Genomic DNA, 11,822 nt, shown 5'->3' with positions numbered 1-11,822 from the left:
GCCGATCGAGGAGTGAACGTGGGCACCACGTCTGTCACCGATACCGGCGCCGAACCGCTGGTCATCGGCGTCGACTTCGGGACGCTGTCCGGCCGCGCGGTCGTCGTGCGGGTACGCGACGGCGCCGAACTGGGCAGTGCGGTTTTCCCGTACCCCCACGGCGTCGTCGACCGGGCTCTGCCCCTGACCGGACAGCCGTTGCCGCCGGAATGGGCCCTGCAAGTGCCCTCGGACTACGTCGACGTCCTGCGCGTCGCCGTACCCGAGGCGCTCAAAGCCGCCGGTGCCGACCCGGCCGACGTCATCGGCATCGGCACGGACTTCACCGCCTGCACGATGGTGCCCACCACCGAGGACGGGACGCCGCTGTGCGAGCTGCCAGAGTTCGCGGAGGAGCCGCACGCCTACGTGAAGCTCTGGCGCCACCACGCCGCGCAGCCGCAGGCCGACCGGATCAACGCCGTCGCCCGGGAGCGCGGCGAGAAGTGGCTTTCCCGGTACGGCGGCCTGATCTCCTCGGAATGGGAGTTCGCGAAAGCGCTCCAGGTTCTCGAAGAGGCGCCCGAGGTCTACCACTCGATGCGGCACTGGGTCGAGGCGGCCGACTGGATCATCTGGCGGCTCACGGGTTCTTATGTCCGCAACGCGTGCACCGCTGGGTACAAGGGCATGCTTCAGGACGGCGAGTACCCGAGTGCGGACTTCCTGCGCGAGCTGAACCCGGCGTTCGACACCTTCGTCACCGACAAACTCGAACATCCCTTGGGACAACTGGGTTCCCGCGCCGGCGGGCTCAGCGCCCAGGCCGCCGCGTGGACGGGCCTGCCGGAGGGGATCGCCGTCGCGGTCGGCAACGTCGACGCGCATGTCACCGCCCCGGCCGCGCAAGCCGTCGAGCCCGGCCAGATGGTCGCGATCATGGGCACCTCCACGTGCCACGTGATGAACGGCGCCGAACTCCACGAGGTCCCCGGGATGTGCGGGGCCGTCGACGGAGGGATCGTCGCGGGCCTCTGGGGTTACGAAGCCGGGCAGAGCGGAGTGGGGGACATCTTCGGCTGGTTCGTCAACCGCGGTGTGCCACCGGAGTACCACGAACGCGCCCGGGAGCTCGATCTTTCGGTCCACGAGTACCTCACGGCGTTGGCCACCGAACAGGAGATCGGCGAGCACGGGCTGATCGCGCTGGACTGGCACAGCGGGAACCGGTCGGTGCTCGTCGACCACGAACTCTCCGGCGTCATCGTCGGGCAGACCCTGGCCACCTGCGCCGAGGACACCTACCGCGCGCTACTGGAAGCGACCGCGTTCGGCACCCGGACCATCATCGAAACCTTTATACGGGCCGGGGTTCCCGTCACCGAACTGGTCGTCGCGGGTGGCCTGCTCAAGAACCCGCTGCTGATGCAGATCTACGCCGACGTCACCGGGCTGCCGCTCTCGGTGATCGGCTCTGAGCAGGGACCGGCGCTCGGTTCGGCGATCCACGCCGCCGTCGCCGCCGGGTCCTATCGGGACATCGGCGTCGCCGCGAAGGCGATGGGTTCGGTGAAACGCGGGGTGTACCAGCCGATCCCTCGCAACGTCGAGGCCTACGACCAGCTCTACGCCGAATACACCGTCCTGCACGACTATTTCGGCCGCGGCGCCAACGACCTCATGCACCGGCTGGCCGCGCGCCGCCGCCAACTGGCCGTCCAGAAAGGACAGGACTAGATGACCGTCACCACAGCGATCCTCGACACCGTGGCGGAACTCCGCCGGACCGTCGCGGAGCTCCACTCCGAACTCACCCGCAACGAGCTGGTGAGCTGGACCGCGGGCAATGTCTCCGCTCGTGTCCCCGGCCAGGAACTCATGGTCATCAAGCCGTCCGGCGTGTCCTATGACGACTTGTCCGCCGACACCATGGTCGTCACCGACCTGCACGGCGAGATCGTGCACGGCGACCTCGCGCCGTCGTCCGACACCGCCGCGCACGCCTACGTCTACCGGCACATGCCGGAGGTCGGCGGAGTGGTCCACACCCACTCGACCTACGCGACGGCGTGGGCCGCGCGCGGTGAGCCGATTCCCTGTGTGCTGACCATGATCGCGGACGAGTTCGGCGGGGAGATCCCGGTCGGCCCGTTCGCCCTGATCGGCGACGACTCCATCGGCCGAGGCATCGTGGAAACCCTGCGCGCCAGCAGATCGCCCGCCGTCCTCATGCGCAACCACGGCCCGTTCACCGTCGGTGCCGACGCGCGCGCCGCGGTCAAGGCGGCCGTACTCGTCGAGGACGTCGCCCGGACCGTCCACATCGCACACCAGCTCGGTGTCCCGGCCCCCCTCGGGCAGGACGACGTCGACCGGCTGTACGCCCGCTACCAGAACGTCTACGGCCAGCACTGAGTACCACCACAGGAGAACAATGTCTTCCGAACACAAACCGCAGCTCTGGTTCCTCACCGGGAGCCAGGCGTTGTACGGCGAGGAAACCCTCGCACAGGTCGCGGGCCAGTCGTCGCAGATCCAGCAGCTGCTGGCGGGCAGCGGCCGGATCTCGGCCGAACTCGTCGGCAAGCCCGTGCTCACCGGACCGGCCGCGATCCGCCGCGTGATGCTCGAAGCCAACGCCGACCCCGCGTGCATCGGGGTCATCGCCTGGATGCACACGTTCTCCCCGGCGAAGATGTGGATCACCGGGCTCGACGCGCTGCGCAAACCGTTGCTGCACCTGCACACCCAGCTCAACGAGACACTGCCGTGGCGGTCCATCGACATGGACTACATGAACCTCAACCAGGCCGCGCACGGCGACCGGGAGTTCGGCTACATCCAGACGCGGCTCGGCGTCGCCCGCAAAACCGTCGCCGGGCACGCCGCCGACCCGTCGCTCGTCACACGTATCGACGACTGGGCCCGCGCGGCGACCGGCCACAACCACCTGCGATCCCTGCGGCTCGCACGGTTCGGCGACAACATGCGCGACGTCGCCGTCACCGACGGCGACAAGGTGGAGGCCGAGCTGAAGTTCGGCGTCTCGGTGAACACCTACGGCGTCAACGATCTCGTCGCGCTCGTCGACGCCGTGTCGGACTCGGCTGTCGCGACCCTGGTCGCCGAGTACGCCGATTCCTATGTCCTGGCTCCGGAACTGCGGGGGGAGCGGCACGAGTCCCTGCGCTACGCCGCGCGGATCGAACTCGGTCTGCGCCAGTTCCTCACCGAGGGCGGTTTCGGTGCGTTCACCACGAACTTCGAGGACCTCGGCGGTCTGCGTCAGCTGCCCGGATTGGCCGTTCAACGGCTGATGGCCGACGGTTACGGCTTCGGCGGCGAGGGCGACTGGAAGACGTCGGCGCTGCTCGCGGCGGTGAAGGCGATGGGCCGGGGGACCGGCCGCGGAACGTCCTTTATGGAGGACTACACCTACCACTTCGGGCCCGGTGAAGCGAAAATCCTCGGTGCGCACATGCTCGAGGTCTGCCCGAGCATCGCCGCGCACCGCCCGTCCTGCGAGATCCACCCGCTCGGCATCGGCGGCCGCGAAGACCCCGTCCGGCTCGTCTTCGACGCCGCCCCCGGACCCGGCGTGGTCGTCGGCCTGTCCGACCTCGGCGACCGGTTCCGGTTCGTGGCCAACGAAGTCGAGGTCGTCTCACCGGACGAACCGCTGCCGAACCTGCCGGTGGCCAGGGCGGTGTGGAAGCCCGCGCCGTCGCTGACGACGTCCGCCGAATCGTGGATCACCGCGGGCGCCCCGCACCACACCGTGCTCAGCCAAGCTGTCGGCACCGACACCATCCGCGACTTCACCCACATGCTCAACGTCGAGCTGCTGGTGATCGATCACGACACCACCACGGCCGCGTTCGGGGACCGAATTCGCTGGAACCAGGCGTACTACCGCCTGGCCCAGGGTTTTTAACCGTTTCAGGCTAAGGAGAACAGAAATGAAACTCACCCGATTGACCGCGGTGGCCGGGATCTTCGCGGTCAGCGTGAGCTTGGCCGCGTGCGGCTCGAGCGAAAAGACCAGCGAACAAGCCGCCGCACCCGGAGACAGCGCGGGCGCGCTCGTCGGTGTCACCATGCCGACGAAGTCGTCCGAGCGGTGGATCCACGACGGCGACAACATCAAGCTGGCGCTGGAAAAGGCCGGGTACAAGGTCGACCTGCAATACGCCGAGAACGACATCCCCACCCAGGTCAACCAGATCGAGAACCAGATCACCAAGGGCGTCAAACTGCTCGTGATCGCCTCGATCGACGGCACCGCGCTCACCACGCAGCTGCAGGAAGCGGCTGACAAGAAGATCCCGGTGATCTCCTATGACCGGCTCATCCGCAACAGCCCGTCGGTCGACTACTACGCGACCTTCGACAACTTCAAGGTCGGCGTCGAGCAGGCGACTTCGCTGGTGGAAGGTCTCGGCACCGGGCCGGGACCGTTCAACATCGAACTCTTCGCCGGTTCTCCCGACGACAACAACTCGCCGTTCTTCTTCAACGGCGCGATGTCCGTGCTCCAGCCACTGATCGACAGCGGCAAGCTCGTGGTCAAGAGCGGGCAGAAGGACTTCGCCACCGCGGCGATCCTGCGCTGGGACCCGGCCACCGCGCAGCAGCGGATGGAAAACCTCATCACCTCGAGCTACGGCGGCGGTGCAAAGGTGAGCGGAGTGCTGTCGCCCTACGACGGCCTGTCGATCGGCATCCTGTCGGCGCTGAAGAGCAGCGGTTACGGTACCGCCGGTCAGCCTTACCCGATCGTCACCGGGCAGGACGCGGAGGTCGCGTCGGTGAAGTCGATCATCGCCGGTGAGCAGTACTCGACGGTCTTCAAGGACACCCGGCTGCTCGCGGCCGTCACCGCGAAGATGGCCGACACGGTGCTCAAGGGCGGCAAGCCCGAGGTCAACAACGAGAAGGACTACGACAACGGCAAGAAGGTCGTCCCGTCCTACCTGTTGCAGCCGGTGATCCTCGGTAAGTCGAACTACCAGAAGGAGCTCATCGACTCCGGCTACTACACCGCGGATCAGCTGAAATGACCGACACGATGCTGCGCATGAACACGATCACCAAGACCTTCCCCGGGGTCAAGGCGTTGCAGGACGTGAACCTCTCCGTGCGCCGCGGCGAGATCCACGCCATCTGCGGTGAGAACGGCGCCGGCAAGTCGACGCTGATGAAGGTTCTGTCCGGCGTGTACCCGCACGGCTCGTACGAGGGCGAAATCTCGCTCGACGGCGAACCGTGCGAGTTCTCCGCGATCCGGGACAGCGAGCGGCGCGGCATCGTGATCATCCACCAGGAACTCGCGCTGTGCCCGCAGTTGTCCATCGCCGAGAACATCTTCCTCGGCAACGAACGGGCGTCGAGCGGCTTGGTGGACTGGAACCGCACCAACCACGAAGCCGCGGAACTCTTGCGGCGAGTGGGATTGCGTGAGAACCCGGTGACCCCGGTGCTCGACATCGGCGTCGGAAAGCAGCAGCTCGTCGAGATCGCGAAGGCACTGTCCAAAAAGGTCAGTCTTCTCATTCTCGACGAGCCCACTGCCGCCCTCAACGACGACGACTCGGCGCACCTGCTGGAGTTGTTGCGGGGGCTTAAGGAGGACGGCGTCACCTCGGTGATCATCTCCCACAAGCTCAACGAGATCGCCGAGATCGCCGACTCCATCACCATCCTCCGCGACGGCCGCAGCATCGAAACGCTCGACATGAAAGCCGACCACGTCACCGAAGACAGGATCATCTCCGGCATGGTCGGCAGGGACCTGGAACACCGCTTCCCGCCCCACGACCCGCATATCGGCGACGAGGTGCTGCGGATCGAGGACTGGACCGTCCACAGCCCCGTCCAGCACGACCGAATCGTCGTCGACAAGGCGAACCTGACGTTGAAACGAGGCGAGATCGTCGGCCTAGCCGGATTGATGGGCGCCGGCCGGACCGAGCTGGCGATGAGCGTCTTCGGACGTTCATATGGCGTCGGCATCTCCGGCCGCATCATCAAGGACGGCAAGGAAATCGAGGTGAAAAACGTGGGCGACGCCATCGCCCACGGAATCGCCTACGCCACCGAAGACCGCAAAAGGTACGGACTCAACCTCATCGAAGACGTCCAACGCAACGTGTCCGCGGCCGGCCTGCGCAAACTCGCCCGCCGCGGCTGGGTCAACGAACACGAAGAACACCGCGTCGCCAACGAATTCCGCACCAGCATGAACATCAAGGCCCCCAGCGTCATGAGCGTCACGGGGAAACTCAGCGGAGGGAACCAGCAAAAAGTCGTCCTGTCGAAATGGATCTTCACCGACCCTGATGTCCTGATCCTGGACGAACCCACCCGCGGCATCGACGTCGGCGCCAAATACGAGATCTACTCGATCATCAACCGCCTCGCCGACGAGGGTAAAGCGGTACTCGTCATTTCGTCCGAACTCCCCGAGCTGCTGGGTCTCTGCGACCGGATCTACGCACTGGCGAACGGACGCATCACCGGAGAAGCCGCCCGCGCGGACGCCACCCAAGAGGGCCTGATGCGGTACATGACCAGAGAACAGGAGTGAGCAGAGCCATGAGCACCGCACCCACCGACACCGGCGCCCCGCCCGCCGCGCCGCTCGAGGTGAAGCCCCCACGGCGAATCTCGTTCAACCCGCGGCAAAGCGGAATCTACGTCGCCTTCGCCCTGATCGTCGTCCTGTTCTCGTTCCTCACCGGTGGCGCGCTGCTGGAACCGCAGAACATCTCGAACATCATCGTGCAGAACTCGTACGTCTTGATTCTCGCGATCGGCATGATCCTCATCATCATCGCCGGCCACATCGACCTCTCCGCAGGCTCGGTGGTCGCCCTCACCGGCGCCATCGCCGCCGTCCTGATGGTCAACCTCCACGTCCCCTGGCCACTAGCGCTCATCATCACTTTGATCGCGGGTGCCGCGATCGGTGCCTGGCAGGGCTACTGGATCGCCTACTTCGGCATCCCCGCCTTCATCGTCACCCTCGCCGGCATGCTCGCCTTCCGAGCGCTGACGCTGAGCGTCCTCGGAAACCAAGGCATCGGCCCCTTCCCCGACCCCATCCGCACCCTGTCCAATGGCTTCACCGACGGCTACCTCGGCAACGTCGCCCTGGGCCCCCTCGGCGGCGCCGACCTAGTCAGCCTCCTCGTCGGCATCGTCGCCGTCGCCGGCATCGGCGTCACCCAATGGCGCAAACGCTCCGCACGCATGGGCTACCTGCAAGAAGTCGACCCACTCCCGTTGTTCCTGCTCAAGTTCGGCGGCGCCGGCGTCATCGTGCTCTGCGTCGTCGTCCAGCTGGCCCGTTTCAAGAACCTGCCCTGGGTCCTCGTCCTGCTCACAGTGTTGGTGCTGGCCTACTCCCTGGTCATGACCCGCGCCGTCTTCGGCCGCCACATCTACGCCGTCGGCGGCAACCTCCAGGCCGCGACCCTGTCCGGCGTCAAGGTCAAGTCGGTGACCTTCTGGATCTTCGTCAACATGGGCGTCCTGGCCGCCCTCGCGGGCGTCATCTTCGCCGGCCGCCTCAACCAAGCCGGCCCCACCGCCGGAAACGCCTTCGAACTCGACGCCATCGCCGCCGCCTTCATCGGGGGAGCGGCCGTCCAAGGTGGAGTCGGCAAGGTCGTCGGTGCCATCACCGGCGGCCTGATCATGGCCGTGATCAACAACGGCATGTCCCTCATCGGCGCCCCCAGCGAACGGGTCATGCTCGTCAAGGGCTTGGTTTTGTTGGCGGCCGTCGCCTTCGACGTCTGGACGAAGCGTCGGACTGGCGGCTTGAAGGCCGGATAGAGGGCGAGTTGGTGCGTCTGGGCTGGTCAGCCGGGATTGATCTTGACTGGCCACCCCCAGCGTCGCCGCAAGTGACGGGAAGGTAGACTCCAGGTAGAAGGTCTGAGTGGCGGAATGGCAGACGCGCTAGCTTGAGGTGCTAGTGCCCTTAATGGGCGTGGGGGTTCAAGTCCCCCCTCGGACACTCACTATCTACACCAGGGCTGGTCGTGACATACACGGCCAGCTCTTTTGGTTCGTACCGAATCTCCAGGTTCAGCCGCCCATACAGTCGGCTCAGACCTGTTGTCGTCGCATCGGCCAGCAGTCCGCCGACGTCACCGAGCGAATCAATCATCGCGTCGACCTCAGCAGCCGTCATGGTCGAACTCGCCGGGACACCGACGACCTGCGCACGCGCCGACGCGCACTCTGCCTGTGCCTGGTTGATCAGATCGACAAGCGCCATCGGGTCGACCCCAGCGGAAATCGCCGCCTGATACCGACGAAGCCGGGCCTCGGCGTCCGCCAGCCGGTTTCGCGCAGTTTCCAACGGCCCGCCGCCTGCTCCAACGCCGTCCGACCCGAGCAATGCCGCCACCGTGTGATCTAAGTTGCCCGGGTGGAACAGCTCACCGATCCACCCATTGACCGCCTCAACCACCACTCCCTCGCGTAGGTTGACCGTCTTCGGATGATCCGCCAGTTGCAACGAACCAGGCGCCATCGTCCGCGCGGTACAACGGTAATAGGCACCCTTCCGGATCGTCGCGCCTTGCATTTTCCTCCCGCACGCTCCGCAGCGAACCAGACCACGCAGAAGATACGCGCGTGCGGTTACCCGGCCGCCTCTCTCAGCTTTGCGTGCCGTCGCCAGTCCGCCCGCCGACTTCGACCGACGCACGAGCTGCGCTCGCGTGAACGTTTCCACGGACACGATCGCCAGATGCGCCTGCTCCCGTGACCGCACGATCCGGTCCGCAGCAGCCCGCCGAAACCGCACCACATGACCGGCGGCCACGTCCTCCGGATCGAGCAATGTCTCGTGTTTGGTCCAGCGCCCGAAAACTGCGTAGCCGGTGTAGCGCGGGTTATCCAGAATCGCCCGTACTGAACTGCCCTGCCAGCCGTCCGCATGCCGGTGCCGGTTCTGCTCTGGCCGATGCGCGGACGGACACGCAATCCCGTCCCGATTGAGCATGTTGGCGATTGCCCGATCACCGTTGCCGCCCAGGTATTCGGCGAAGATCCGGCGCACTACCTCCGCTGCCGTCTCGTCGATCACCAGTATCCGCAGCTTGAACCCTTCGGCCGCCTTTCGGGGGACCAGAGCAGGGCCTTCTGTTACTTTGATGATGCTGCGGAAGCCTCACTCCGGATCACGCAGCTCTCGGACCGAGGCCCGATAGTGGTCAACATCGGCGACGACCGCGCGGAAATAAGGATCATCGACCTTGCCAATCGTCTGTTCGATCTGGCCGGCGTGCACCCGCGCCTGGCGATAGAAGCACCGCCGCCCGGATCCCCTGAGCGCCGTCTGCCCAGCCTGCGGCGGCTCCGTTCACTGGCACCGGGGCTCGCCCACACCGATCTCGATACCGGGCTGCGGACGATGCTCACCTGGTATAGCGACCGGTCGCCGAACGGTCTCATAGCCGAATGAGCACGATCACATTATCCGACACCATTGACCACCGGCTGCAAGCCTTGAAATTGACGCTCTGTCGTGATCACTATTGACCCCACTGCTCGTCGTGAAAATACGAGCGAAACAGCCAGGGTGACATTGCATAGGCAACCGGGGTTTTTTCTTACAGGTGCGCGCACCGAAGCAGGCGGGTCGAGAACCCGGTTAACGGCGGCCACGGCAGAGGCCTCGCGGAAATCCTCGACATTTTGCTAGTCTCCTCTCCTGCCCTTTCAGGAATTAAGCATCAAATCTCAAAAGGTTCGAAATGCCTTAAAAAAGCAAGGAAGATTGAGGAGAATCTCATGGACTCGGTGACCGAACCCGACGGTATCGCCCCGCAGCCGTATACCTCCGCTCCACCGGAACCTACGGGGGAGCCGGCTGGCGTCGCAGCCTCGCTGGTCGCCGCGACCGTCAAATTCTCCGCCTCCATCCTGCTCGGTTTGCTGGCAAGCCTGGTGCTGCAGATGTGGACGGTGGCCTATCTCGGCCGGCTCGGCGGCGACGCGCTCTACGTGCGCTCGATTTACGCACCGATCGGCTTTCTGGTACTCGCGGTCACCGAGGGCCTGGTCGTGGCGGCGCAGGTATCCGCGGGCATCGCGACCCGCGGCGGCCGCCGCGACGACGCAGTACGACCCATTCCCACCTACCTCGCGGTGGGCGGCGCCCTACTCACGCTCACCGCCGCCGTGTTCGTGGCCGGGTCGGGCTCCGTCTTCTCGGTCCTCGATGTGGTGCCCAGCCAACGTTTCGACGTGCTTACGTTCGTTGTCGCCGTCTGCATCACCAGTGCACTGAGCCTCGTACCGCATCTCGGCGCGGCGGTGCTGCGTGGGGTGGGCCGGCCGGGGGTCTCGTCAGTCCTCGGCGTCGGGTTCACCGTCCTGTCGATGGTGGGTATGGTCATCCTCGGCAAAACGACCAGTCTGGGCGCGCTGACCGTGCCGGTCGGTGGCCTACTCGCCGCCGTTGTGGTCGGGATCGCGGCGGTCGTGTCGCTGCGTCGCCACGGCCTGCCCGCACTCACGCCGAGCCTTCGCCGGGACGCGATCGGTGGACTGTGGGCCTTCGGCGCGCCGGTGGCCGCCACGTTTCTACTTCTGTCCATGGTGACGTTCGGTTATCTCTGGGTATTGCGCGATGCCGGCACGGCCGAGATCGCGGGCTTCAGCCTTGGGCAGATGGCGACGTCGTTCTTCATGGTGGTGGCGCTCGCGGTCGGCTCCGGGGCGGCCATCGCGGCGAACCTTCGCCCCGGTGAGCGGCGCCGAGGCGTCAATCAGGCTGGCATGCTCGCGACCCTGTGGGTAGCGCTGCCGGCGTACCTGGTTATCAGCGCCGGCGCATATCTATTGCGCCGTCCACTCTCGGAGCTGCTCACCTCGGATAGAGGCATCGCCACGGTCGCGGCTGACTACTTCGCCTGGATCGGACCGACCTTCGCATTGTTCGGCGGGACGTTGGCACTGTTGACCTTTCTCGAACAAATCGGCCGTGCCCGGGCCGCGTTCGCACTCAACGCCATCTACTTCGCGGTCGTCCTCGCCATCGCCGTGGCCCTCCCCCAGCCGGTCGACAGCGCCACGCTGGCCAAGCTGCTCGCCGCCAGCAACCTCATCGGCTTCGTCACCCTCTGGTTCAGCACGCGGTACCTGATCCGGCGGGCGAGGTGACAGCCGGACACGATTGCGGGCCTCGGCGGAGGCAGTCGATCACGAGACCTCTCCGCCGAGCAGATCCGGCGGGAGGGTCTGCGTGCTGAGCAGGGCCGAAACGCTCGCACATTCCATAGCCGAACCAGTCTGGCAAGCGGAGGCATTGACGGCTGTGGCCAAAGTAGTCAAGCCAGGTCGTGCCGCAACACTTATTGCGCGTGCACTCCATCTTGGTGTGTGGACGACACCGCTGGACATCCTTGCGCGTGTCCAACCAGCAGTAGTTATCGCGGTTGCCGACGAGTTTCTTGGCTCGACCGATAGCGATTGAGTGGGCGGCTCTCTTGGTCCTACACGCGAGTCAAACGCCTCTTCGAGCTCGACTCGCTGAGCTCGAGTTATTCATCCCGGCAAACCAAGGCGTGTAGATAGTGAACAAGATCGTCCTCGGACACAAAACCTGGTGAAATTTCCCCAACACGTAGCGTGTTGTCCACGGCGCCTGAAGGCGCTTCATCTCGACTCCTCCGGGCCTGGGGGTCTGTCTCGCGAACGGTGTTTCGGCGTGTTCGATTAGTAGGTTTCAGCGGCCGGCCATCGGTCACTGAACGTGATGGAGAAGGCGTTGATCACAGGCTTCCAGCGCATCGTCCATCGTGCACGGCCGGTCCCGGTCG

Annotated in this window: 9 protein-coding genes and 1 tRNA gene; 9 read left to right on the top strand and 1 reads right to left on the bottom strand. The window is 65.6% G+C overall.

Translation table 11 applies throughout. From position 1 onward, the window contains the following. Nucleotides 1-18: 18 nt before the first annotated feature. The 7 genes from araB to VGP60_RS05305 all read left to right on the top strand — a co-directional run bounded on the left by araB (nucleotide 19) and on the right by VGP60_RS05305 (nucleotide 8,002). Nucleotides 19-1,716: a ribulokinase gene (gene araB / locus VGP60_RS05335; RefSeq protein ID WP_327546723.1), complete on the top strand. Its 1,698-nt coding sequence runs from the start codon at nucleotides 19-21 to the stop codon at nucleotides 1,714-1,716. Next, complete coding sequence (locus VGP60_RS05330) at nucleotides 1,717-2,394, top strand: L-ribulose-5-phosphate 4-epimerase (RefSeq protein ID WP_327546722.1); 678 nt, start codon at nucleotides 1,717-1,719, stop codon at nucleotides 2,392-2,394. It abuts the gene before it with no gap. 19 nt (nucleotides 2,395-2,413) lie between these two features. Continuing rightward, entirely contained in the window at nucleotides 2,414-3,913 is a 1,500-nt protein-coding gene (araA, locus tag VGP60_RS05325) for an L-arabinose isomerase (protein ID WP_327546721.1), read from the top strand. Nucleotides 3,914-3,938: 25 nt separating this feature from the next. Beyond that, nucleotides 3,939-5,039, top strand: coding sequence for a multiple monosaccharide ABC transporter substrate-binding protein (gene chvE, locus VGP60_RS05320; protein ID WP_327546720.1), 1,101 nt, complete (start codon nucleotides 3,939-3,941; stop codon nucleotides 5,037-5,039). Further along, on the top strand, nucleotides 5,036-6,565 hold the full coding sequence (gene mmsA / locus VGP60_RS05315; protein ID WP_327546719.1) for a multiple monosaccharide ABC transporter ATP-binding protein: 1,530 nt from the start codon (nucleotides 5,036-5,038) through the stop codon (nucleotides 6,563-6,565). Before chvE ends, mmsA begins: the two co-directional genes overlap by 4 nt. 8 nt (nucleotides 6,566-6,573) lie before the next feature. Then, nucleotides 6,574-7,818: a multiple monosaccharide ABC transporter permease gene (gene mmsB / locus VGP60_RS05310; protein ID WP_327546718.1), complete on the top strand. Its 1,245-nt coding sequence runs from the start codon at nucleotides 6,574-6,576 to the stop codon at nucleotides 7,816-7,818. Between the two features lie 100 nt (nucleotides 7,819-7,918). Beyond that, nucleotides 7,919-8,002, top strand: a tRNA-Leu gene (locus VGP60_RS05305). Here VGP60_RS05305 and VGP60_RS05300 read toward each other — a convergent pair. Then, nucleotides 7,967-9,082 (bottom strand): recombinase family protein, encoded by a 1,116-nt coding sequence (locus VGP60_RS05300; protein ID WP_327546717.1) that lies wholly within the window; start codon nucleotides 9,080-9,082, stop codon nucleotides 7,967-7,969. The two genes, VGP60_RS05305 and VGP60_RS05300, sit on opposite strands and share 36 nt — an antisense overlap. 123 nt (nucleotides 9,083-9,205) lie before the next feature. Here VGP60_RS05300 and VGP60_RS05295 point away from each other — a divergent pair, with 123 nt between their 5' ends. Together VGP60_RS05295 and VGP60_RS05290 are read left to right on the top strand one after the other, a co-directional pair. Further along, nucleotides 9,206-9,460 (top strand): hypothetical protein, encoded by a 255-nt coding sequence (locus tag VGP60_RS05295; protein WP_327546716.1) that lies wholly within the window; start codon nucleotides 9,206-9,208, stop codon nucleotides 9,458-9,460. Nucleotides 9,461-9,789: 329 nt separating this feature from the next. Then, nucleotides 9,790-11,163, top strand: coding sequence for an MATE family efflux transporter (locus tag VGP60_RS05290; RefSeq protein ID WP_327546715.1), 1,374 nt, complete (start codon nucleotides 9,790-9,792; stop codon nucleotides 11,161-11,163). The last annotated feature ends 659 nt before the right edge of the window (nucleotides 11,164-11,822 follow it).

It is taken from the genome of Amycolatopsis sp. (genome assembly GCF_036008905.1).
Taxonomy (GTDB): domain Bacteria; phylum Actinomycetota; class Actinomycetes; order Mycobacteriales; family Pseudonocardiaceae; genus Amycolatopsis.
Note: the sequence above shows the minus strand (reverse complement) of the source record. Positions and strands in the feature narration are given on the sequence as shown.